Below are 24889 nucleotides of genomic sequence, written 5' to 3' on the forward strand. Positions count from 1 at the left end.
ACTCAATCTGTTTGGCATAGTCTTTCCCTGTTTTCTTTCCATAAATTTAAGACCCCAGACCCACCGATTCATCCATGGACCGTACACGAAGATCCCGCTGGGGAAAGGCAATTTCAATGGAGGCCTCCCGAAAACGCCGGTCAATCTCCTGATGAAGCTCACTTTGGACCTGAAGCCTCTGATCGGCATCAAGGACCCAGACCCGAAGTTCAAAATCAAGGGAACTCTCTCCAAAGTTCAGAAACAATACCTGGGGGGGGAAAAATTTTGCCACGTTGGTGTTTGCCCCGGCACAATCGGTCAAGGTTTTCATCACCAGGGGCACATCCGAACCATAGGCCACTCCAACCGGGATTCTGATCCTTACATAACGATTTCTCAGGGTCCAGTTGGTGACCTGGTTGGTGATCAAGTCTGAATTGGGAATAATCACATCTGCGTTGTCAGCTGTCTGAACGATCGTGGACCTTAATCCAATGCTCTTTATTTCAGACCAGGTTCCAGCCAATTCAATGGAATCTCCAACACTGACAGGCTGTTCAAACAGCAAAATAAGGCCGCTGATAAAATTATTCACAATGCTCTGCAGCCCAAAGCCGATTCCGACACCGAGCGCGCTGATTATTATGGTCAGTTTTGTCACCTCAAAGCCGAAGGCTGACAGCGCCATGAGAAAGCCTGTAATCAGGATGGCATAATGAAGCAGGCGGGCGATGGACAGCCTCACCCCTCGTTTTATTTGACGCTTGAGTATAAATTCGTTGATCAAAAGTTCCTGAATAATCCATGAAATCAGAAACGACAGATAAAGGATACCGGCTGTAACAACCAGCAATCCCAAACTGATTCGAAGAGATCCAAGACTGAACCCTGATGTCAGCAACAGTTTTTCGGCAGCCCCCAAGTCGTTGCTGATGTCCCAGATAACAAGCATGCTCGGAAGGAGAACCATCAATATAATCACAGCATCAATGAACTGCTGTATGCGGGTGGAAATTTTTTTGGGATGATCCTTTTCAAAAAATTTCAGGCGTTTAAAAAAAGCGGTTTGAAAAACCCATTCCAAACCGCCGTGGAGGATGTAAATGAACAATAAAAAAACAAGCGATATTGACAGCGTTCGAACAAGGGCCAGGAACAGATAGAGCCCAATGGCTTCTTTTCCCCATACTTCGGCAATGGCGATAATGGTCAAACAGGCGGCGGATATATGGAAAATCCACCTGGTGTAGTCCGGGAAATCATCCTGGAGGGTTTTTCTTGACCAGCGCAAACAGAAGACAAGGCCGGTCAGTGACGTCAGCAGGATGTATAATCGAAAAATCGGCAGGGGGCAATTCATCAAATCCAAAAATTTGGTTACCAGCAGGACCAGGGTCACCCCAAACATGGAACGTTTTATCCAGTCTGTTTCCACCAGGCTTCCCACAAGTCGTATAAATGAGAGTACGCCGATGATTCTCGTGATGAGAGACCAGCTGGCCGGGGCAGATTGATATTCATAGATCATCAGGGTAATCATGAAGCCTGAAAACAAACCAAAGGCCCAGGGTCTTGCTGCCAGAAAGCGCCAGCGCGAAGACGCTTCAATGGTCGCCCGGTACCTTATGACCACAGCCATCAGGAAAATTGACACAATGGCCTGGAGGGTAATGATCCAGCCATGTTTGGAAAAAAAATATCTGTCAGGCCAATGAATATCTGACACCCCCTGCTGGACGGCATACCTGAGTTCACCTTTCCCAAATTGAGAAAGGTATTGCAAGGTGAACATGGGAGGCGATGCCTTCAGGAGTGCTGTTTGTCGCTTTTCATCTATAAGAGTCGTTATTTTAGATTCCATGACACTTATTTTAACCAGCCCGGCACCCACCTGCTGCTGTGCCGCGAGCATTATAGCAAGGTGTTCGTGAACAATTGAAACTGCCCTGTTGACCGTTTCATTTGCCTTGTCAACAAGAGCAGTGAGTACATCAAGTTGTGTTTCATCCACTGCCAGGGACCGCCAGTTTTCCCAGACAGTTTTTTCAGCCATCCACTCGGTTCTCCACCGGGCAAGATCATCAACGGCCTTGTCAAGGGGGGTATAGGTCAATTCAAATTGTTTTTTTTGTTCATTAATTGACTGCCGGGTCTCCATGAGCCGGCTAAAACTGGTATTTTTGTTAATTTTCGCGTACTTTATTTCTGCTTCTATCCTTTCGAGTTCAGCATCTATGTCGGTGCTTTGGATGTCTGAAACAGGCAGTCGGGCAATCTGTTTTTCAAACGCAAGAAAGCGAATGGCCAATGCTGTTGAACCGGGAATGATATCCGCAATATTCAAAAATTGGGCCGTCTTCTGCGGTGTGTCGTCTTTGCTGGAGCTGGATCCGGCAGCTGCATTGGCCGGCAGGAGTCCTGACATCACCAGAACCATGAACAGCAAGAGCCTGCCGGTCATCAAAGTGGTAAGGTGCTTCATAAAATCCCCCGCAAAATATGCTGTTTTTTATACATAGGCTGTAACAAATGGCCGAGCACTCTTATTTTGGAAACAAAAATACGATCTGAAAATTCAGGCTCCAGTCCGAGGCATTGTCAGGCTTTTCCACGTTGTAGTAGGCGCGGAGTGCTGCATTTACCGGTTGTTTACCGATGTTGAACACCCTGCCGACACCTCCGCCAAAGGGCACCGTCCAGGTATTGCTGCTGTCGGCTTCCCAGTTGGCGGTGATGGTGGGTGTCATGGTCAGATACCATCCATCGGCCATGTTGTAGTTGATAAAATACTGGAATCCCATGGTATTGACGTCTGAGGCATCATCGTCACCTGCAAAGGACCAGATGTTGTAGAGAAGACCGCCCACCACCCACTTTCCGGGCATGGCAAGTGCCACAAATGCCGGACCCGCAGACCATTTGTCCGAGGTCAGCCGATCGTCACTGCCCGTGGGCAGGGTGATCATCGGGCCGACCCCCCAGATGGCCTTGCCGGGTTTAGCGGGGGTTAAAAATCCCTGGTAGGAGATATCCCCAAGACCGAACTGGCGGTCCTGCCCCTGGTAACGCTCCCCCTGGCTAATGACAGGGACAATGGCCCGGTTGATTAAATTCCAGTTTTTACTGATGCCAACCGGATAAACAGGCTTGATGTTCAGGATATAGTCGGTTTCGTCCTCCGGCCCTGAATTGAAGTTGAAAATATTTTCAAAGGGAACACTGATCAGGCTGGACACCGGGTTCTGTGATGCTTTTGCAAGTTCCTGGTGGTCCTGGGCCAGGGCGTGTTGGCACACTGAAAATAAAGTCATGGCTATAACGAGTAACATGACGAACGCCTGGCTGCATTTAAATGGTTTCATTGAAATTTCCTTTTTTGTTAAATGTTAAAGAGATAACTTGTTTTTCTTGCTGACAAATGATGAATACACACACTATCCAATATTAGTCTCCCACTACAAAACCCGGTGGAAATTTTGCCCAGGGATACCCCTTAACTGCCATCTGGTATCCGAAATCAAAAAGTTTGCCCATGTAAACCGGGTCAAATGCTTCCAGGGGCTTTTCGTTAAATTCAGCCGGGATATACGCCAGGTTGAAATCATTATTATCACGTTCACACAAGGCATATATCTGATAAAGATCACCGATACCCTGTGTTCGGATCAGCGAATTTATGGAACGGCCGGCAATGGGCACCAGATGACGGATTGTATTCTGGTAATCTGTCTCCAGAAAAGAATTTCTTATCACATAAACCCTTGGTTTACCTTTTACCTTGAGTTTTTTAGTGATCGATTTCCAATCCACAGCAGCCGGATATACAAAAACCTGGGATCCTGTACCGCCATCAACGTGCAGCTCCTCATATTGACCGCCGTTGATCTCTACATCTATGACCACCGGCGGGAAAGCAACCGGTATGGCTGCCGAAGCCTGAAGAATGTCATGGATAAGCGCCAGTTTTTCAGGATAATCACTTGAGGCGATGGCACCTATATTCCAGATCATGGACCGGCCGGCATTTAGATTGACCGTACCGATGAACAGGCGGCGGCCGCGTTGGTGCTCCTTGGCGATCGCGCTCACCATGCTGTTCGTAATGTACTTGGACAGCAATAACTTGAGCGGCTTGGTATCCGCCATGGAGTCACCACCAATATAGGCGAAAAAATTTCGTTCTTCCATGATGTCTTTGGTCGAAGTGGTGGTGTAGACTTGTCTGAGTTTGTCATCATAGTCCGGTCCGAGGAAGACAAAGGGGGCTGTGAGGGCGCCGGTACTGACCCCGGTCACCATGACGAACTCAGGCCGGGTCCCGGATGCTGTCCACCCCGCAAATAGCCCGGCCCCAAAAGCGCCGTTTGCACCGCCCCCCGAGATGGCCAGGTAATGGTGGCTTTTCTCGTAGACACCTGAATAATGGGTCTTGAAATCCGTATCGGTAAAGGTTTCAAATTTTTCCAAAGAGAAAGTCGGCCATTCATCCCCCCAGAAACGGGCCTCGGGGATACCTTCTATCCCCACCTGTGAGGTCAGTTCCGGCGGCACAGGTCTCAATAAGGGCTTGCCGGCACAACCGAAAAAAGCCAGGAAAATACCCATGGCAGCCAGCCGGCTGATACAGATAAAAAATCGGGTTTTAATCTTTGGACGAATCATCGTCCTAACCCCTTTTCCGGCCGTAACTTTCGGATTAACGGCATCCGGAAAAATAGTTTCTGTCATGAAAGCACCTCTGTTTCAAATATAAAAGAATAATATTAGACCCTTTTTTAAAAAAAGAATTTAACCCCTATCATCGGGCCACTGATATTCATATTATCAATGGCTTTGCCGTCGTCAAAATCCCAATCAAGATACCGGTAGGAAACCACCACATCACATTTGCTGAACCGGTAGCCGACCCCCAGATTACCCTGCCAGGTCATATCCGAATCCCCGGTGCCGATGTCCAGGTAATAGGGCAGATACCATCGTTCATTCAGCATCACCTGCCCTTGAATACCGATGATTCCATCCCAGTTATCACCGGAATCGCTATACCGCTCTCCGTCAACCCCAAGCTCTGTCTTCAGGTAAAGGTAGCGCACCCCTAACAAGACATTCAGGCGGACCTGTTCTGATTCCAGAACATTATATCCCACCGAGGGGGTGATGATCCAGGAGCTCAACTCCACACTGATATTATTTCCGGAGATGGTCTCTTCATCTTTCATATCCAGGTAAATGAGATCCGTCATCACCGCCCACTTTCCCTTGCGCGCAGCAACGGCGCCCATAAAGGCCATTTCAAGGTCTCCAAAAATATCATCAAAGTCGATATCCAGGCTGCTGCCCGTGCCCGACTGACCGCCAATCCCAGCTCCCCACAGGTAAATTTCCGCACCAAATTCCCAATCCTCTTCCAAGTCAGATCCTGCGGCAGACTGGGTGATGCCAAGAAACAGAACAACCAACACCCCCAAGATGACGCCAATGGATCGGGTTTTTAATTTTTTCATTTTTTCTCCTCCCTAAATTTAAATTATTTGCTGTCTCCACCCAGGGGTATAGACAGGGTCAGCCAGGAGTTCCACCCCTCCGGTCGGTTTTTTGCACCGAACTCCCAATATCCTTTCAGGTTCAGATAGACCTGTTTTTTACCCACCATAAAAAAGTATCCCACCTGGGGCCCAATCCCGTTGACCCGGGATTTGAAGTCGCCCAGTCTTGCGCCCGAGCCGCTGTCACCTGTGAGCTGGTAATAAACATACCCAACCAGGCCGATATGCAGCTGTTCAGACAGGAACTGGGATGCCCCCAAATCCAGGTGGGCGTCAATGCCATTTTGGTAATCGGTGTCAGGGTTTTCAAAATTGTAGGTAAGGCCCGCCACAGCCGAAAATTCCCGGCCGGTTTTCATATTGAAGTAGGTATAGCCGCCGCCAATGTCCGCCGCCCAATGGTTGGTACCGATATTGGCCAGGCGTTCCGCTTCATAACTGCCGACGGGTACTCCCAGCATGGTGTAGGCCAGGGTGTTGTGGCTGCCCTGGTTCCAGCGCAGGGAAAATGAGGGATACAGATCCCCGAAAGCGGTGAGTGAATCGCTCTCCCTGTCGGACAGGATGCCCCCGCCCGGACCTGTCAGTGTGTCATCAAAATCAACATTAGCCTTTCCGTAAACACCGGCAATGCTGACGGTCGCTTGGCCGTTGAGAACAGGCGTTTTAAAAACATAGGTTGGAACGGCGAGTATTAAGTCGATGTCAACATCTAAACCTACCTTAATTCTCCCACCGGATTCAAAGCTCTTGCTGCCGTTGGCATCTGCAGCGCTATGGAAGTAGATCAGGGGAAGGGACCAGCCCGGTTCAGCCGGAACCGCTGCCAGGCTTCCGTATTGCCCTGGAAGCCAGAAACTCGCCCCGCCTTCGTCCGCATATGCGCCAGGAGAGATAAGCCCGCCGACAATAAGCATCAGTGCTGAAAATATCATCACGGTTGTGTTTCGTTTCATGTATGTCTCCTTATAATTCTTTTCTGATTCTCCAGAGCAGCCAGCTCCCGAGACCCAGTGCTGTTAAACAGCCGGCAGCGCCAATTTTTGACATCAAAGACATCTGGGATGCCGTAGGGTTCATGAACATGCTGGAGCCCATGAACAGGGATGCAATCAACAGCCCTGCCACCATTCGGTTGGCAATCAGCCTTAAGTGCTTATGTTCATGCTTTATTTTCAGTTTGCCCGCCTGAAGACGGTCCAGAATATCCGCAATGTTGCGGGGGCCATTTTTTGCCAGGCGGTTGATGTCCCTTACAGATCTTTGCAGCCGAACCAACCAGCGTCGCGGATCCAGCCGTTCCCGGATCAATTGTTCCTTGAACGGCTCGAGCAGCTCAGCCAGGCTGAAACTGGGGCTCAGCAGCCGGGATGTCCCTTCGAGCATGACCAGGGTCTTGATCAGCAAAGAGGCCGCAGGCGGCATCAACACCCGGTGTCTCCGGATGATATCCGTGAGCTGATCCAATGCCCCGCCCAGTTCAAACTCATCAAGGGACTGGGTACCATATTCGACGAGCAGATCGCTGACATCCGAACGAAACGCAATCCGGTCGATATCTTCCGGCGGGGAGCCTATTTCGAGCAATACATCGGTAAGACCTTCGGCATCCCCCTGGAGTAAAAGAAGGAGCAGATCCTCAAACACCTCCCTCAGGGCAGGGTCAATCCGACCGACCATGCCGCAGTCCAGCAGCCCTAAAACACCCCCTCCAGCAGCATGAAATTTCCCGGGTGGGGATCTGCATGATAAAATCCATCACGGAAGATCATTTTCAAAAAAACATTGGCGGCTGTTTTGGAAAAATCATTCAGATCGACACCTGAATCGGCAAACTGTTCGGGTTTGGATCCGGGGATTCCCTTTAAAAACTCCATGGTCAGCACACGGCGGCTGCACAACAACCTGTGAACCAACGGGACGTGGATGGTCGTATCCTGGGCAAAGTTATTGGTAAACTGCTCGATGTTACGGCGTTCACTGAAAAAATCCAACTCGCGTAAAAGTGTGCGGCGGAACTCGCGAACGGTTGCCACGGGCTGATAGGGCCTTGCATCTGCCACATACTCTTGAAGGAGTTTGGCAAGTTCTAGTAACAGTTCCAGGTCAATGTGAATTTTTTCCTGGATGGCATGGTGCTGGACTTTTACCACGACATCCTGTCCATCCTTCAAGCGTGCCCTGTGCACTTGGCCGATGGATGCTGAGGAGAATGCAGTCGCTTCAAACTGCGCAAAAAGAGACTCCGGCCCATGGCCCAGCTCCTCTTGGATGATACGTTGAATTACCTCCGGGGGATCAGCCGGTGTGTCGGCCTGGAGTTTACTGAGCTCAATGGCGATATCCGGCCCCACAAAATCCGAGCGTGTGCTGAGCACCTGGCCCAGTTTTATAAAAGTGGGTCCCAGTTCGGTGATGGCCAGGCGCAATCGTTCGGGAAAGGGTTTTTCCCGAAGGGCCTTTGTTTTGGGATCCACCATAAGATCCCCCAGGGCCTGGAACGGAATCTCCTTGAGCCAGTTGCCCAGCCGGTAGTGCATCAGTATCTGTATGATCTGCTTTAAACGCCTGCCTTGCTCCGGGTGGCGAATCAGGTAAACTAAATCCATAAATTTTCTCCTGCTTCATCAGTCCTGTGCCATAAACCAAACTCCTGATGTGACCGTTTATTTAAAATGTTTCTGTGCATTTTCAAAAGAGGTCTGCATGACATGAAAAGAGGCTTTTATCCCCTCATTGATATCCTGCCATGCATCTTCAGCGGCATTTTCAAACGCCTGCAATTGTTTTTTTGCCTGGATTAATTCCTGCGCCAATATCTCAACGTGGGGTTGAATCTCATCCTGGACCTCCTTGGCACCCAGATGCAGCTGTAATTTTGCTTCATCCATTTTTGTCTGCCATTGGGCGATTTCTTTTTTCAACTGTTCTTTTACGGGATGCTTTTCAGCTTTTTTTTCGTCACTATTCGCTATCATTTTTGTTCTCCTTTTTCCCTGGCGGCACACAAGATGACTCATGAAGAATCGGGTTTATCTGCATGTTTTTTCGAAGATCCTACCCCTTTGATAACTGCACTCAGTATTGGACCCATTGCCGCAGGCAACAGTGTGTCCATTGGATTACGGATAAACTTGCGGAGGTCATCTCTCAAGGCAGCCAGTTCCGCCCCAGTACGGGCAAGTTCTTCTTCGATATCGGTTATCGCCATGTCCCGAACCTCTCTTACCATTTTAACTTCCTGGGCCGGTTTGATTGCTCGTGCATAGAACACCAGTATCGCAGCAATTAGAATATCTGCTCCACCAACGGTCGCTGCAGCCATGGCCTGGCCAAGATGCGGTACCAATGCGAAAAACACCGAAAGACTCAACATTACAAGACCAAAGACGACCACCAGACCTGCAAGTGCAAGGAAAAGGATTTTCTGTGTGGCAAGTCGCAAATCATTCTGCCGGATCAACCGCTCTGAGCGCCAAAAAACTTTCAGGCTTTGTACCATATGTTTCATTGTTCCTCCTATCTGCGGGAAAAAAGTTGACCGACAACCACACCGAGAACAAATGCTGCTGCTAAAGATATCATCGGATGCTTCTGCACCGTTTCCTCTGTTTCGTTGATGTATAGTTCTGCCTGGTCTGCGAGATCAAGCAGCACACTTTCCGCTGAAGATTCTTTTTCACACGGTTCTTTTTCGTGTTCTTGCTGGGGTTGAGCGTCACTCTTACCAGTTGAACTTATCTTTTCCCGGCTTTTTCTCAATTCATCTGCTTCGCGCTGCAATGTCTTGAGATCCTCTGCATCACTGGATACTGTTATCATTGATTCAATCTCCATCTTGAGGTGATGAAATGGGCTGCTCGTTTTGCTCACCTGAAATTACCTCAAATTCTCGACAACATCAGCAATAGCAAATACATCCTTTGCAACTGCTGATGTTGCAAATTTCCATAACAAAAACGGATGGTTTACTTTTTATCTTTGGTGAAATGTTTTTCCGCGCTCTCAAAGGCCATTTTCATGACGTCAATAGAGCTTTCCACGCCCGCTTTCAATTCTTCCCATGCGCCTTCAGAGCTTTGTTCAAACGCGTCTAATTTGACTTTTGCCTCATTTAATTCTTTATCAAGTTTCTCAACATGGGGCTTTATTTTATCTTCTGTCTCTTTCATGCCGAGGTGCATCTGTACCTTGGCCTCATCCATTTTGGTCTGCCATTTTTTCAATTGGTTTCCTAACTCATCTTTGACTGTTTTTTCTTTCATAATGTTCTCCTTTTTGTTTTAAAATTCTTATTTCCTCTCATCAACTCAACGCCATTACTGCCCGCTCAGTTAATTGCCGTCTCATCGCACACCATTTTTGCACGGACAAATGTGAAGGTTGCGCCAAACAGAAAAATGGCCGATGCATAATATATCCAGAGCATCACCAACAAAACATTGCCTGCCGCTTGATAAAGATTGGCAACCGTGCGGCCGTCCAGGAAATACCCGATCAGGTATTTACCTGCTGCTAGCAAAATCGCTGTCACCAGGGCACCTGACCAGATATCCTTCCATTGCAGTTTCGTGTTGGGTAAATATCTGAAAAGCAATGCAAACAATAAGGTGGTGAGAGCCAGCTCAACAAAAAATGATTGAAAAACAACCATGTATGTTGATATTCCACCCAGCCATATCACCGAATAATTACCGAACTTGGTGATTATCGTCTGCAGTCCCACCGAAACGAGCAAAAGAAATGAGAAGGCGATCATCAAACAAAAACAAATACATCGATCACGCAGCATCCGACCAATTCCGAAACCTTGCGCCTCAGGCTGCACCTCAAAGATTCGGTTCAGGCTAATTTCCACCGAGACCATTACCGTAGTGGCTGTGAATAGCAGCAACGCGATTCCCATGGCACTGGCCCACCAATTCGGCTCATGAATATTTATCTGTTCAGCCGTCGCTATCATTTGCTGTGCTCCCCTTTGGCCTACCAGGTCACCGATCTCAAGCGAGATCGCCTCACGCACCACAACTTCCCCATTAAAACGAGCCGCAATCCAAAGAATAATGAGTAACATCGATGGTAAAGAGAAAATCATATAAAAGGCAAGCGCCGCCGCCTGTGTCAGAAGATCCTCCTTGAAAAACTTGGCAATCACTTTTTCCAGGACCCGCTTATAAAAATATAAAGTATGGTGAATGCGCATCTTCATTTATTTGTCCGGGACGCTTTACTCGACCAGCTCAAGATCATTGAGCACCCATGTCTTCTCAATATAACCTTCCGTGGGTCCGTAGAAACGGAACACCAGAAAAAAGCCCTTATCAGGATTTGTAGGTACCCAGTTCTTCTCTTTTCCCTGGGGAGCTTTGGGGCCGAAGAAGACATCAACAGAGCCATCAGCATTGGCTACCGGCTTTTCACGACTGCCTATCGAAACGTTCTTGTGTTTCCCGGGATCCAGCAGGCTGCGGGTAGTGGGATCGTAGGCCGTTACCGCCCAGAAATTTTTAACTGGCGGTTTGGCTCCAACACGTAATTTATACGTTTTGCTACCATCAAGATACGCGCCTTTATTATCACGAATGCAAGTAAGATATGCAGTACCCGCACCCGGCGTGGTAGAGATCAGGGCAGGAGAAACTACAATAGCGGCGTAATGCCACAAAGTGCGTGCATCAATATCTGCCACACCATCACGTTCAAAAGTCGTATTGTGCAGGAACATTTTTTCCCAATGCCGTTTTGGCCAGTATCGGATCTCAGGATCACGCGAGGCAAACACGATCGCGCGTGACATGGCTGCGCCCTGCTTAGCACCCTGATCCAGAATACGCTTCATGCGTTTATCCGGATTAAAGGGTTTTCCTTGAATAATGCCCAATGTCGCCAGGCGGCCCAATTGTTCGGGGCCAAACAGTTCTTTGGGTTCGTATTGAATAATTTCATTCAGCATTTCAAACGCAGAACCATCTTCCGCAGCCAACGAATTGAGACCGGTACCTGCCGTATTCGTGTACTTACCCTGGCGAGGTCCCGTTGCGAGCGGGTAAACTTTCAAATTTTCTTTAAACCATTCGGTTGCTTTATCGCCTACACCGACATCACCCCAGCCGCGCAACATTGCCCAAATTCGGTAGCTCGGTGACTTGATCACAAAATAGCCATCAGGGGTTGTGCCATCAAAACCTGGCGGCAGAAACAGGAACTTGCCGCCTTTACCTTTATCGGGCCCGACCACACCAATATCGGTCAAGAATTTAAAGGCTGCATCATTCACGGTGCCTAGCATACCCGGCGGAGCTTCTACCACTGTGGGGCCGTCTACCTTCAGGTCGAGTGAAGCAACCGCGTATACCGTGCTGTTGTTACCCGTCAGGTAAAGCTCAGTGGGTGTCAGTCCGGGGCTTGGGTGCACGCCTATATCGGATGAGGTCTTAAACCCAAAATCCCGAATCTGCCCCTTGATGATACCGTACACAGACAGTGCCGGCATAAAGTCCATGTAGGCTTGTGTGGCACGCTGCAAGTCCATCTCATGGTAAATCTTCTTTACCGTTTCTTCGGTGGGATACGCCTCGAGATCAAACTTCAACGTACCGAAATTCGTCTCTATTTTATCCGGCGCCGGTTTGAAATCTTTGTTGGTTTGTTTCTTGCCGGCAGACATAAACAGGTTTTGGGTCTGCGCTTCAGTCTCAGCGTGAACCGATACCGCAAGACCGGTTACCATTAATCCGGCAACGGCAAACATCAATAATGGTTTTATTTTCATGGATACGTCTCCATTTTCATTTGGCGGGGCAAGTTCTATCCTGCCCCGCCGCTTATTTATCCCGAATGAATTATTTTACCAGCTCAAGCTCACCCGGTCGCCAGGTCTGGTCAATCCAGGGCTGTTCGGGCCCATAGATACGCAGGGCAATGAACCAGCTTTTTCCGGGAATGGTCTGGAGCCAGTTACCTTCCATGCCCTTCGGGGCTTTGGGGGAAAAGTAAATATCCATTGATCCGTCGGCATTGGTTTTAATTCCTTCATCCTGACTTCCAAGGGTAGGGAACTGCTGATCGGTCTGCAATTGTGAACGTGTCTGGGTGTCATACATGGTGATGGCCCAGAAATCCTTTGCCGGGGGGTTCGGCGGTACGTGGAGTTTATAGGTCTTGGAACCGTCAAATATGTCGCCATTGGAATCGAGCATTCCCATGGAATAGTCAGAGCCCTTGCCGGCAACGGTCATGGCCATGGCAGGAGATACACAGATATAACCAAAGTGGAAGAGCACTCTCGGATCCAGGCGATAGGCCCCATTGCGGGTAAAGGTGGTGTCTTTGTCGGCATAGGCCGTCACCCAGGCCTCACTGTCCTTAAAGGTTAAATTACCGGGATCACGGGGAAAATAGCTGATGGCACGGGCAGCGCCATTGGCAATGGCCATGGCATCTGTCAAAATTTTTTTCATGCGGGCGTCGGGATTGAAGGGTTTGCCCTTTTCAATACCAATGGCAGCCATCATGCCTTTGGCTTCCGGTCCCAGATAATCGTCGGGTTCTCCCTGAATCAGGGCATGCAGTTTTTCAAATGCCGTGTAATCATTGGGAAGAATCACCTGCATTTTTTTGCCGGACACATTGATAAATTCCATGGCCGGCGGATTGGCTTTTGTGGACAAAGGATAGACCTTCAGGGTGTTGCGGATATTTTTGGAGGCCGCTGGAATGGCTTTTGCTATAGGCATGTTCTTGTCGAGATAGCCGCGCATGAAGACCCAGACGCCACTGGTCTTGGAAGGAACCACAAAGTAACCCTCGGGCACCTTTCCTTTATACCCTGGGGGCAGGACAAGAAATTTTCCGCCCTTACCTTTATCCGGTCCGGCCACACCCAGATCGGTCATGTACTGAAAGGCCATGTCATCCAGAATGCCGAGCATTCCCGGCGGCAGGTCGATAACGGTGGGACCGTCCTTGAGCAGGTCCAAAAAACCCACAGCATACATGGTGGAGGTGTTGCCGGTCAGCAAAACCGTTGTTGAATCCATCAGGCTGTCCCAGATGCAGATTTTATTGCTGGTGTCTGCGCCGACCGCTGCCTGCCCTTCACGAAGGGCATTGACGGACAGGGCTGGAATTGAATTCAAGTAGACGTTTACGGCACGTGAGGTGTCAAGGTAGTCGTAAATTGCTTTCGTGCTTTCTTTTGTGGGAACGCCGTCAAAATATTTCAGGGCTCCGATGGATGTCTGGATTTTATCCGGCGCGGTAAACGCTTCCGGGATGTCGGTGGTCATTTTCATTTTGGGCGATTTGGCCCAGGTTGGAGTGACCAGACTGGCAGCCATCATTGCGATTATCGCAAGTTGTAATAAATATTTTGTTTTCATATTTTGTTTTCCTTTGGTGCTGGATTTACGGAGTGCTGGAGCGCGGGACCGAATAAGATCCCTGTTCTCCACCACTCCATTCTTTCTCATCTTACCAATTCTATTTCACTCGGCCGCCATGTTTTGTCGTACCAAGCTTGTGTAGGACTGTATACACGCCAAAGCATGTTCCAACCTTTGTTCGGAATAGTCTGCACCCAATTGACATTGCCTTTTGGTTTTTCAGGACCAAAATAGATGTCATAAGACCCATCTGCATTTTGAACGACATCTTTTTGAATGCTGGTAACGCCCGGCAAACGCTGATCGGTTTGCAGCATACAACGCGTTTGGTTGTCATACACGGTAACTTCCCAGAAGCGTTTTACGGGTGCATTGGCAGGCACATGCACTTTATAATTATTTGCGCCGTTTAAAATTTCACCATCCGCATCGCGTAAGCCAATTACATATTGAGACCCCGCACCAACCGGAGGCTTAACCATTACCGGCGTAATGCCAGTCGCATAATAATGGAATCGCACACGGGCATTAATTAAACGAACGCCATCCCGTTCAAATTCATGGCTGCCACCTTCAAAACCCAATTCCCAGCTTTTACTTCCCGGCCAGATAACGACATCATCGGCACGGTTGCGAAATAAAATAGCGCGTTGGGTGGCTGAACCGACCACTGCTGCTTCAGAAAGAATTTTTTTCATTCGGGCATCGGGAGCAAACGGCTGACCTTTTTTAATACCAATAGAAGCCAACATACCCAATACTTCAATATCCCATGCTTCAGGATTTTCTTCCTGCACCACTTCGTTTATTTCTTCAAAAATGGTGATATCCTGAGAGTGCAGGGTGTTGATGTATTTATTGGACAGGTTATGCAATTGAACCGGCTTGGGATTATTTCTCTCAGCCAATGGATACACGTTTAATTTCGTTTCAATATTTTCAATACCCTGATCATAAGACCCATCAACCGCAAATGCGCGCAGGGCAAACCAGTTACCATATGTTGGCGATTTTAAAACAAAGTATCCTTCAGGAATAGCACCTTCGTATCCCGGAGGTAACAACAGGTATTTACCCCCTTTACCGCGGTCAGGGCCAGCATTTCCGACATCGCCTACATATTGAAACCAGAAGTCATCGACAATAGCCAAAACATTGGGTGGTGTTTCAAGAACAACAGGTCCGTTATGTGTATCCAACCACATAAACAGATAGATCACCGTCGTATTTCCTGTTAGCAATAAACCTTTAGAGTCTAAACGTTCTTTCCACCAAATAGCCGTTTCATTGTCCGGGCCATATTCTCTGATACCTCTGCGGAAGCCGACCAATGAGGCAGCAGGTGTGTTCATAATCATACACTCCACAGCACGTGAAAAATCTTGCTGATCCCATATCTTTTGAGCGGTTTCTGCAGTGGGGACGCCATCAAAAAATTTCAGCGTGCCCAGGCGGGTTTCCACCTGATCCGGAATAAGAACCCCTTCCGGAGTTTGGGTGGTCATTTTGTATTTTTTCGGTGCAGCCCATACTGCAGTTGTGAGGCTGGCCACCATCAATCCGGTAATGGCCATGATCGTTAATGATTTTATTTTCATGGTTTCATCTCCCTTTGTTTTCAGCGAGGAGAGTTCTCTCCCCGCCATTTATTCGTTTTGAGCAAATTACTTCACCAACTCCAGCTCACTCGGCCGCCAGGTCTTGTCCAGCCAGGGCTCTAGTGGGCCGTACATACGCAATAGAATGAACCAACTCTTTCCTGGAATGGTCTGGATCCAGTTGCTCTCCTTGCCTGCCGGTGCTTTTGGAGCAAAGTAGATATCATAAGAACCATCTTTGTTGGCTTTGACCTCTCCGCTTAAACTATTTAGCCCGGCAAAGGGTTGGTCGCTCTGAAGCATACTGCGCGTCTGAGGATCATAAATTGTCACTGACCAATTGTCTTTTACCGGAACATTGGGCGGCAGGTTGAGTTTGTAGGTTTTTGCGCCATCTAAAGGCTGGTGTTTCGAATCTAATCCGGCAATACCGTAGTCCGAACCCACACCCGGTTTAATACCTGCCATAGCCGGAGTGACGCACACCGCGTTGTAATGCATCCAAAGTCGAGCATCGATTCGACGGATGCCATCTTTGAGAAAGAAAGCATCTTTGTCAGGAAATGCCATGACCCACTCACTGTCTGTTTCCGGGTAAAAATAATGTCCGGGATCACGGGGATACACGGTATTGGCGCGTGCGTAGGCATTACCGATATCAACGGCTTCGGTGAGCAATTTTTCCATGCGCGCATCTGGATTAAAGGGTTTGCCTTTAATGATTCCAAAAGTGGCAATCATTCCACGAATTTCCGGGTCGATAAAATCAATGGGTTCTTTCTGGATGATTTCATTGAGCCGTTCAAAGTAGGTAAAATCATTGGGCGGAATCGTATTGTAATATACACCCGTCATGTTTTTGAACTGCATTTTCGGCGGATTGTCTTTTTTCGCAAGCGGATAGACTTTCAGGTTGTTCTTGATGTTATCGGCAGCCTTTTTGACATCAGCTGGGTCGTTCACATTCCTGACATAACCACGCATAAAATTCCACACCACATAGCTCGTGGATTTAACGACAAAATACCCATCCGGAACATCCCCTTCATAACCAGGAGGCAGCACCAGGTATTTTCCGCCCTTGCCCTTGTCCGGACCAGCTGCGCCCATATCGCTGAGATAGCGCATATTGCCATCATCAAGAATGCCCAGTTGATCCGGCGGAACTTCAATTACAGTTGGGCCGTCTTTTTCAAGGTCGAGAAAGCTCCAGTTATAGAGCGAGGTGTTGTTATAGGTCAGTACCTGGGACTTGGAGTCGCCCATCTGCTCCCAGAGTACCACCTGATGAGCATCTCCCATACCCACGTCCTTACTGCCCTGGCGCAGGCTGTAGGTGGATACTGCGGGCATCATAGTAATATATATCTGCACTGCACGTGCACGGTCGACATAATCGTACACGGCATCTTTTGTCTTAAGCGTTGGGATCCCATCAAAGAATTCCAGAGTCCCTATGGCCGATTCAACCGTTGCTGGCGTGGTGATGTTCTCCGGAATCGGTATCGTCATTTTCATAACAGGCTGTTGGGTGATCATTTTCGGTGAAGCAGCCCATGCTGCAGTTGTCAGGCCGGCCACCATCAATCCGGTAACCGCCATGGTGGTTAATCGTTTTATTTTCATCCTCTTATCTCCTGTTTTTTTTGACGAGGCCAGTTCCAACCCGCCCCGCCGTTTATTTATCTTGGAAGGCTTACTTCACCAGTTCCACATCATTGGGGATCCAGCTGTGGTCATTGAACGCCTTGAGCGGGCCGTAGTAACGCATGTAGACAAAAAAGCCTTGACCTGGAACGGTTTTTACCCAGTTCTGTTTGGCGACCCCTTTGGGGTGTTTCGTTGCAAAGTAAATATCGATGGAGCCATCCGCATTGGTTTGCGGCGCAGGGTCCTGCTGGCTGCTGATACTTGGGTAGGGCATGGTCTGAACCACGCAGCGGGTCCATGTATCGTAGACGGTTACCGCCCAGAACAGCTTAACCGGAACACCGGCCGGCATATTCAGTTTGTAGACCTTGTCGCCATCAAAGAAATTACCATCGGCATCTTTGTAGGTGGTCTGATACCGTGAGCCGAGTCCGTCGGGCATCTGGGCTGCCATGGAGGGCGTAATGCCGTCGGCCGTAAAGTGGAAGGTCGTTCGTGCTTCGAGGTTGAAGTAGCCGGTTGGATCAAAGCTGGAACTGTCGCCTATGAACGGGCTTTCCCACATACGGTCTGGATAGACCTTGGCAATCTCCTGACGGCTGTCAAAGGCAATTACCCGGGACATGGCCACGGCATCTTTTGCCGCCTGATCATATATCTTTTTCATGCGGGCATCGGGATTGAACGGCTTGCCTTGTACAATGCCAATAGAGGCGAGGCGTCCGAGCTTTTCTTTTCCAAAGGCGTTTGCGGGTTCGTAGTTAATGATGTCGTGCATCCATTCAAATGCCGCAGCATCTTCCGGCACGAGCGTATTGATCGGCACACCGGTCACATTGGTGAATTTGTTTTCACGCGTAGGATTATTCAGCGGGTAGACTTTACAATATTTCCGGAAAAACGCCATCGCCTTTTCACCTTTCCCCACCACGTCGGCATTGGCGCGAACAAAAGAGAAGTTACGGTAGGTTGGGGATTTAAATACAAAATATCCATCCGGAACGTCACCTTCATAATCGGGCGGAAGCATCAGATATTTTCCGCCTTTACCTTTATCCTTACCCGTCGGGCCAATGTCGAAAAGGAACAGGAAATTGGCGTCATTCACCGGGCCCATCAGGCCGGGGGGGGCCTCGAAGACCGTCGGTCCATCGACTTTGGTATCAAATGCCAGCATGGCATAGATGCTTTCTGTGTTGCCGGTCAGGAACATGGCGTTTGAATCCAGCCGATTTGCGGTAACTGAGATTTGTGAACTGTTTCGTGAACCGTAGTCACGCACTGTACCGATCAGCATGCCACGCATGGAGAGCGCCGGGTACATGTCGAGATACAATTGAGTTGCACGTTGCAGGTCCAGTTCGTCGTACACCTTCTGTACGGTTTCCTCGGTGGGATAGCCGCCGGGAAAGTTCAGTGTTCCAAAACGGGTTTTAATGGTGTCAGGTGCCGCCTTGAAATCTTTGGCCGATTGTTTGGGTACACCTTCTGTCTGTTCGTAAAGGCTCTTTCCCTGCATGGCGTAGGCCGGAACAGCCAAGCTGGCCGCCATCAGTCCAGAGATGACAAGCGTCATTAAACGGTGTATTTTCATTCTGATGTCTCCTTTTTTCTGCTATGGATTGATAGGATGATCCTTCCGGGTTTGCCGGTAGGATTTTAGTTTAAATAGAGTATAAAATATTTGAACCTAAAAAAAAATCACCCAAACCGTGTGAAAATGATCCCCCACAATGGGGGATATGGTTACACACTATAAAGGATGACTGTTTTTTAAGCGCCTTTGCCATGGATTTGCTTCGGGTTGTAGATTTCAAAATTGCCGCTGCCATAGAATCGAAACGGACGATCCTGGTCGTCCACCACGGTAATGTTGTAAAGGACAACTGGGTCCCCTGTTTCCGCAGCGGCCAGAGCGGCCTGCCACAACTTCCAGGCATAGCGCCAGGCAGTGACATCCGAGTTCAGCGGGGCTGATTCGAGTGGCGGTGAGAGACCGGCTTCGATTCCGGCTTCGGTCTGCCGGTGAAACCTGACCCGAAATCCTCTGGGTTTTTCTACCCATCTGTTTTCGATGAAGTTCATTCCGTCGGCAACTTCCATTGAAACCTCCTGTCAGATATTTTATAGATCTTCTGTTCCGCGAGGGGCAAGGCCTGTCATACCCTCATTGTCCAGGCAACCGGATCCATGTGTCCGGGATGCCTCATCATTGATGTGAAGATCCAGTTGGGGGAAGGCAAATTGGATTCCCTCTGTGTCAAAGCGCAGCTTGATTTTTTCAACCAGGTCACAGCGGGTCACCCAGAAATCCTTGTTGTCCACCCAGCAGCGACCCCCCAGATCCACAGAGCTGCTGGCCAGATTGAGGGCATAGACCACGGGACTTGGTTTGGTTTTCACCCGGGCATCCTCGATCATCACCGCTTCCAGAACCCGTTTGGCCTTGAGCAGATCCTGGTCATAGCGGATGCCCACGTTGACTTTAATCTTTCGGGTTGTGCTGAAATGGTAATTTATAACGATATCGTTTAGAATTTGCCGGTTGGGAACAAAAAATGTTTTCCCATCAAAGGTTTTCATTCGCGTGTTAAGGAAGGTAACAGCCTCTACCTTACCTAACAGATTACCGATTTTGACAGTGTTGCCGGCCTTGAAGGGCATGGTGGGGAGAAAGGGCCTAAAAAAAATGTTCAAGCCAGTCACCACCAATGAAATGATGGTGACCAGCCGGATCATGTTAAGCGGTTTAGCACCAAATTCCACTGCTGCGGCAAGAATCACCAGAGCAACCAGAATAATATGCACAATGCTGCAAAAAGTCAGGACAAAGGGTGCGTTTGGCATCAGGTGCTGCAGACCCTTGCGCAGGGTCTTGTCAATCCATTTGGCAGCCAGAAGCCCAATGACGAGCAAGGCCAGGGACGTCACCATTTGTGTACCGTGCAGGGTCATGGCATCGCCCAGCTCCCGGAGCCGGGGAATATCAGTGAAAGTCTCGTTGGGTCCATCCTGGGACAGCACTTGCCCTAACTCCTGGAGACGGGTTTCATTTTCCACTGGTTAAGTTCTCCGTAATTCTATTCTACCAATCTGATTTTCATCCCACCGGGCGCCAGTGTAAATTTAAGTCCTTTCTGTTTGGATTTGAGCTGGATCACAACCCCCTTATTGTTCTTCATCGCCGATGCAGAACCACCGCCGATGACGGTCACTCCTATCTCACCTGTACTGAAATCACCGTTCAGATCACTTGTCTCAACAAGGTTAAAAACCTCACCCGTTGCACTGATACTGGACATACCCACATCAACAACCGACAGACCATTGACTTTGAATTTATGCGTGCTGCCATCGTTCATGGTCAACACCCCATGGCCCCAGGTGACACCGATCCCGATTGCCACGGAGGTGCTGTCCAGAGTGATGGTACCCGACACCTTGGGGGCCGGAACTAAATTGACGGCATAGGACTCGAAATAAACAGCCTCTGCCTTTCCGCCCACTTTGATTTTGGAGATATCGACATCTTCGGCCACCTCAAGTGTGAGGGTATTTTTAACCCCTTCGAGGACAATAGTACGCTCTTTGGTATTAATGGCTTTCACGACACCGACCGCTGCGGTGGCTTGGGTAATTCTCACACCGGGTTTTTCCCCTTTTTTGGCCCGGTCCATTTCCAGGGCATCCAAACGGTCTTTTACACCGCTTCCCGCAGGACCGATATCGATGGCAAATCCCTGGTAATAGGATGCAATAATCCGATCCCCCCGTTTGATCTGGGCAAAATTGCGCACCTCGGGGCCGGCTGTGATTTCCCAATGATCCCCTTCCGGTCCGACAAGGGCAATCGCCCTGGTTTTTTCATCAACGCTCACAACGGTTGCTACTGCGACGGCTGCTCCGTCAACCACAGTGAAAGGCTCCTGGGCATAAACCGCAACAGTTGATGCCATGAGTATTGCCAATAATACGACTATCGATAACATGTGTTTCATCTTTTTCTCCTTTTTTTTACCGAACGGTTATAAAAAATTAAATCATTATTATCCATCATGGGAGAACCGTGCAGGTTCCGAACAACAGGAATCCATATCCCTCTCCCGAGACTGAACTTGACAGTTTACCCGTTTCCTGGTTCACGATGGTACTCCACCCCCTTTTATTTTCAGCACCCTGCAACATCAAGTGTCCATCACCCTGCTCGAAGTGCTTGATGGGGGTAGTCCTTGAATCGGAGATATCCACGCCACTTAAGGTTTTAGCCTTAAAATCAACTTTGATAAAAGTTGGAATATTCACCTCTTCTGGACTTGTCTCAGCACATTCACCCTGTGAATTGCATTCAATTACCTTTGTTATCGCGCACAAACAAGGGGAAGAGCCGTCAATGGAACCGGCATGGGCAAAACAGGGGAATGATAGACCTGCAGCCAATAGGACTATCATCAAATGGTTACGCATCTTTTTCTCCTTTTTGGGTATTTAAATTATCAAACAAATCTGACTTCTGCTATTTTACCGAATACCCTCGTCCTTCAAGGCATCCCTGGTAGGCACGATTAAAATCATTCTGCTGCTGGTGATAATTGGCTGCCTGATTCTGTTGAGCCGCCTGCTGCTGAGCATTCTGATCCCGCTGCCGCATCCCCCCGATTAATCCGCCGGACGTAGCGCCAATGGCAGCCCCTTTACCGGCATCACCCGCAATGGCACCAACGGCAACCCCCAGCAGAGCGCCCCGTGCAGCTCCTTGAACGCCCCCCCCGGACTGAGACTGGGTTTGCTGGGGGGGGGCTTGAGCTGTGGGATCAAAACCGGTCTGCTGTTTGGCCCACAAATAACATTCACTCTTATCTGTATCTATCTGCTGCTGATTTTGTCCCTTTGCCGGATACACGTACACATCACTGCAAAAAGCGCTGCCTGCCATCAACATCAACGTCATGCAAATACCGGTGCCTATCCATTTCCATCTTCTTTTCATATGAACCCTCCTGTAATCATGCCCTGATCATTGTATAAAATGGTCAGGGCCACTATCATTATTGTTTATGCCTAAAGAAAGTCGCTAATGGCAAAACCGATACCGCTGCTGTTGGAATACTGATTGTAATAAATCCTAATCCTCCTTAGCTTCTCCATTTTTATCCTTAAAAAATGTCTGGTCAATTTCCATCCCGATCCGCTGCTCCAGGTACCCGAAAAAAGGGTTGTAGCGAAGCCGCATGAGCTTGTCCAACGGTGCGGTCAGAAGATGGGTTTCCCCCCTTGGCTCAAGCCGGCCCAAGGGAATCCCGTGATAAAAGCTGCCGACGATCTTGTTGCCGCCATAGACAGGGTCATCTGGAGAAAAGGGAACGGCCACGTGTGTCAGAGAATAGACACCGGGCGGCCATGAAAAGGGCAATGGTGTGGCGTCTGTTTTACTTGATCCGGACGCCTTGGATCGCTGGATCATGCCGGGATTTTTTCGGTCGGCATTGGTGATGACGGTAAGCCCGTAGGGCAGCTTGGCGTTGGCTTCAAGGAGTAACAGCTGTTCTCGTTTTGCTGCCGGGATAAAGGCCTCAAGCGTATCGGAACGGTTCATGTCAAACACAACCAGTTCGCTGCCCTTGTTTTCGAGTTGACCGTAAAGCCTGTGGAGGGTCGCCGAGGTGTTCACCGTGGCGTCAATCCACGACAGAAATGTCAAAACAGGTGGAAAATCGGCAAAATTTCCGGCAGTCCGGGCGTCTTCTATACCGTTCTTGAGCATTTTTGTCATTTCATATGCCTGCTGGGCCGCATTTTTCGGGAACGAGTTATATTTAAAGGGGTCGTACTCGGGCTCAATGGAGAGCCACTTGGATTTTTCAAAGAAGGGCAGAAAACTAAAAAGTTTGTGTGCGTTGGCAATGAAGGCAACCTCCGGGACACCGATTTCAGGAGAGAAAAGCAGCAGCTGGTCCGGAGCAGGAAGTGTTGGATCGGATAATGCGTCCAGGGAATACTTGACCGCCAGGGCACCGCCATTGGAGTAACCCGCAATCACAAACGGCTGATCCGGTTTGATCCGTTCACGGACGTGGCCTGCCCCGATTCGGCTTGCTGCCACCCAATCCTCCCAGTGCACCGTTGTCAGGGCACTGGGAATCGTCCCGTGACCGGGCAGTCTGAGCCCTAGAACATAGAACCCTTTGGCATGAAAAATTTCACCGATCCGGCTCAGGCTGTAGGGAGAGTCGGTTAGACCGTGGAGCAGCAGAACACCTCCCTTAATGTGGTCGGGTACAAGCTCAAAGGTTCGGTTCCATCGGGTCTTAAAGCTTTCAGGGTCCTGGGGCCCGCCATCTCGGTAACGGCAGAATTTCAGGCCTTCTGTGGTCTTCACCTGGTCATAAATTGTTTCCTTGAGTTCTAAAAAAAGTCGATCTTCCTGGTCGAGGTAGTCCTGGAGTGTCGTCTGGGAATTTGCATCACCGGCGATGAACTCCTGGGACAAAAAATTTGTGTGCCAGATTTTCAATGCCGGCATGCTTCGTGACGTAAAGGCCCATACAAGCAGAACGGTTAAACCGATAAGGCCTGCCTGGAAAAAAACGCCGGCGATCCAAAAGAGGAGACGCTTTATAGGTCTTTGGGACCCCTTTCCGGGTGAGGCAGCACTCACAACTGGACGACCAGACTGTCCAAGGATGTGGGGCTGGAAAGCCTGCAGTCATATACCCCTACGGCACAGCGCCGCACCGTGCGGCGGGCAACACCGGCAACACTGACCGGGGTCAGAGGCCGCCCCACCCTGGCCTGGGCGTCGGGTACCAACACCTGGACTCCGGGGACTGAAAATCGCTCTCCAAGTCCAGATCCCAAGGTAATCATGATTCCAAGAATCAGAACAATCCCCAATATCTTAAATAATTTCATTTTGCATCTCCTTTTGTAAAATGGCTGGGTAAATCATCGGTCCCCTTAAGATCCTTTAAGTCAACCTTTTGGGCATGGGTGGGATTTTTAAAGTGAAAATCGGTTTTGGCCACCTCTTTGCCGCTCTTCCAGTCCCTTATCTGAACACTGTATTGGGGGCCGCTGCTGATACCCTTTGAGGTGATCACATACCGGCAGGGGTAGGGGCGATCTCCCTGGGCGATCCAGATTTGCCAATCCACCTCATTGGTTCGAAACGCAAAGGTGTCGCATTCAATGCCGCCGATCACACCGCTGCCAAGATCCTTTATGTCGACGACATCCAGCATCAGCGCGGTATAGGCGTCGGACAACAGCAAATCCGCAGCAGGCAGGGGTCTGTTGTAGGTGTCCTTTAATTCATCCACCAGGTGGTCAAGGGTGCCGGGCACATCCAGCTGGGTATAAAGATTCAGGTTTTTACCCACCAGGGTCAGGGTTTTCCCGTCAAAAAACATCTCGACATCGGCAAACCCTCCGGAACGCGCAACATGGATCTTGCCGGGCCGATTAAGGGTGAGGCTGCCGGAACTTGCCAGGGCAAGCTTTTGATCCTCTTGGGTAACCACCTCCAAAATGGCATCAAATTCAAAGGACAGAGAATTTTGTGCTGCCATGTAATCGGACATGGCCCTGAGAATTCGCTTTGCATCTGCCTCATCCGCGTTTACGCCGGGAATGGCGCCCAATAAAAATATCAGGGAAAATACCATCAAAGCGAGATGGCGAACAAAATTTTTCATTAAATACAACCGTGTCTTGTTCATTTGAGAAGGTTTCC

General features: G+C 49.2%; 25 protein-coding genes. All 25 read right to left on the reverse strand.

What is annotated here, in order from left to right:
• Positions 1-46: 46 nt before the first annotated feature.
• A complete protein-coding gene (locus tag ACZ45G_RS30490; protein WP_464174404.1) occupies positions 47-2464 on the reverse strand; it encodes a mechanosensitive ion channel family protein in 2418 nt (805 codons plus the stop codon).
• A gap of 61 nt (positions 2465-2525) precedes the next feature.
• Positions 2526-3344 carry a transporter family protein gene (locus ACZ45G_RS30495; RefSeq protein WP_464174405.1) on the reverse strand — a complete coding sequence of 273 codons (819 nt, stop codon included), beginning with the start codon at positions 3342-3344 and terminating at the stop codon, positions 2526-2528.
• Between the two features lie 82 nt (positions 3345-3426).
• Positions 3427-4710, reverse strand: a complete 1284-nt coding sequence (locus ACZ45G_RS30500; protein ID WP_464174406.1) for a patatin-like phospholipase family protein — start codon at positions 4708-4710, stop codon at positions 3427-3429.
• Positions 4711-4757: 47 nt separating this feature from the next.
• Complete coding sequence (locus ACZ45G_RS30505; protein WP_464174407.1) at positions 4758-5486, reverse strand: outer membrane beta-barrel protein; 729 nt, start codon at positions 5484-5486, stop codon at positions 4758-4760.
• Between the two features lie 23 nt (positions 5487-5509).
• Positions 5510-6484: a SphA family protein gene (locus ACZ45G_RS30510; protein WP_464174408.1), complete on the reverse strand. Its 975-nt coding sequence runs from the start codon at positions 6482-6484 to the stop codon at positions 5510-5512.
• A 10-nt stretch (positions 6485-6494) separates the two neighbouring features.
• Entirely contained in the window at positions 6495-7208 is a 714-nt protein-coding gene (locus ACZ45G_RS30515) for a hypothetical protein (protein ID WP_464174409.1), read from the reverse strand.
• 17 nt (positions 7209-7225) lie between these two features.
• Positions 7226-8137, reverse strand: a complete 912-nt coding sequence (locus ACZ45G_RS30520) for an ABC1 kinase family protein (RefSeq protein ID WP_464174410.1) — start codon at positions 8135-8137, stop codon at positions 7226-7228.
• 57 nt (positions 8138-8194) lie between these two features.
• On the reverse strand, positions 8195-8506 hold the full coding sequence (locus ACZ45G_RS30525; RefSeq protein ID WP_464174411.1) for a sll1863 family stress response protein: 312 nt from the start codon (positions 8504-8506) through the stop codon (positions 8195-8197).
• A 38-nt stretch (positions 8507-8544) separates the two neighbouring features.
• Positions 8545-9039: a phage holin family protein gene (locus ACZ45G_RS30530; RefSeq protein ID WP_464174412.1), complete on the reverse strand. Its 495-nt coding sequence runs from the start codon at positions 9037-9039 to the stop codon at positions 8545-8547.
• A gap of 8 nt (positions 9040-9047) precedes the next feature.
• The gene (locus tag ACZ45G_RS30535) at positions 9048-9350 is read right to left on the reverse strand and encodes a hypothetical protein (RefSeq protein WP_464174413.1); all 303 of its coding nucleotides are present in this window, start codon (positions 9348-9350) and stop codon (positions 9048-9050) included.
• 146 nt (positions 9351-9496) lie between these two features.
• Positions 9497-9793, reverse strand: a complete 297-nt coding sequence (locus tag ACZ45G_RS30540; RefSeq protein WP_464174414.1) for a sll1863 family stress response protein — start codon at positions 9791-9793, stop codon at positions 9497-9499.
• 65 nt (positions 9794-9858) lie between these two features.
• Complete coding sequence (locus tag ACZ45G_RS30545) at positions 9859-10737, reverse strand: YihY/virulence factor BrkB family protein (RefSeq protein WP_464174415.1); 879 nt, start codon at positions 10735-10737, stop codon at positions 9859-9861.
• A gap of 18 nt (positions 10738-10755) precedes the next feature.
• On the reverse strand, positions 10756-12300 hold the full coding sequence (locus ACZ45G_RS30550; protein ID WP_464174416.1) for a DUF1254 domain-containing protein: 1545 nt from the start codon (positions 12298-12300) through the stop codon (positions 10756-10758).
• A 70-nt stretch (positions 12301-12370) separates the two neighbouring features.
• Positions 12371-13909 (reverse strand): DUF1254 domain-containing protein, encoded by a 1539-nt coding sequence (locus ACZ45G_RS30555; protein ID WP_464174417.1) that lies wholly within the window; start codon positions 13907-13909, stop codon positions 12371-12373.
• Between the two features lie 86 nt (positions 13910-13995).
• Positions 13996-15510 carry a DUF1254 domain-containing protein gene (locus ACZ45G_RS30560; protein ID WP_464174418.1) on the reverse strand — a complete coding sequence of 505 codons (1515 nt, stop codon included), beginning with the start codon at positions 15508-15510 and terminating at the stop codon, positions 13996-13998.
• Between the two features lie 66 nt (positions 15511-15576).
• Entirely contained in the window at positions 15577-17136 is a 1560-nt protein-coding gene (locus tag ACZ45G_RS30565; RefSeq protein ID WP_464174419.1) for a DUF1254 domain-containing protein, read from the reverse strand.
• A gap of 70 nt (positions 17137-17206) precedes the next feature.
• The gene (locus tag ACZ45G_RS30570; RefSeq protein WP_464174420.1) at positions 17207-18754 is read right to left on the reverse strand and encodes a DUF1254 domain-containing protein; all 1548 of its coding nucleotides are present in this window, start codon (positions 18752-18754) and stop codon (positions 17207-17209) included.
• 179 nt (positions 18755-18933) lie between these two features.
• Positions 18934-19263 (reverse strand): hypothetical protein, encoded by a 330-nt coding sequence (locus ACZ45G_RS30575; RefSeq protein WP_464174421.1) that lies wholly within the window; start codon positions 19261-19263, stop codon positions 18934-18936.
• Between the two features lie 21 nt (positions 19264-19284).
• Positions 19285-20220, reverse strand: a complete 936-nt coding sequence (locus ACZ45G_RS30580) for a mechanosensitive ion channel family protein (RefSeq protein WP_464174422.1) — start codon at positions 20218-20220, stop codon at positions 19285-19287.
• Positions 20221-20240: 20 nt separating this feature from the next.
• Positions 20241-21158, reverse strand: a complete 918-nt coding sequence (locus ACZ45G_RS30585; RefSeq protein WP_464174423.1) for a hypothetical protein — start codon at positions 21156-21158, stop codon at positions 20241-20243.
• A 55-nt stretch (positions 21159-21213) separates the two neighbouring features.
• Complete coding sequence (locus tag ACZ45G_RS30590; protein ID WP_464174424.1) at positions 21214-21624, reverse strand: hypothetical protein; 411 nt, start codon at positions 21622-21624, stop codon at positions 21214-21216.
• Positions 21625-21673: 49 nt separating this feature from the next.
• Positions 21674-22147, reverse strand: a complete 474-nt coding sequence (locus ACZ45G_RS30595; protein WP_464174425.1) for a glycine zipper family protein — start codon at positions 22145-22147, stop codon at positions 21674-21676.
• A 135-nt stretch (positions 22148-22282) separates the two neighbouring features.
• Positions 22283-23815 (reverse strand): alpha/beta hydrolase, encoded by a 1533-nt coding sequence (locus ACZ45G_RS30600; protein WP_464174426.1) that lies wholly within the window; start codon positions 23813-23815, stop codon positions 22283-22285.
• Positions 23812-24069: a hypothetical protein gene (locus tag ACZ45G_RS30605; RefSeq protein WP_464174427.1), complete on the reverse strand. Its 258-nt coding sequence runs from the start codon at positions 24067-24069 to the stop codon at positions 23812-23814. The genes ACZ45G_RS30600 and ACZ45G_RS30605 overlap by 4 nt, the downstream gene beginning before the upstream one ends.
• Positions 24066-24875, reverse strand: coding sequence for a DUF2092 domain-containing protein (locus ACZ45G_RS30610; RefSeq protein WP_464174428.1), 810 nt, complete (start codon positions 24873-24875; stop codon positions 24066-24068). Before ACZ45G_RS30610 ends, ACZ45G_RS30605 begins: the two co-directional genes overlap by 4 nt.
• Positions 24876-24889: the final 14 nt, after the last annotated feature.

This window comes from Desulfoconvexum algidum (genome assembly GCF_055382125.1).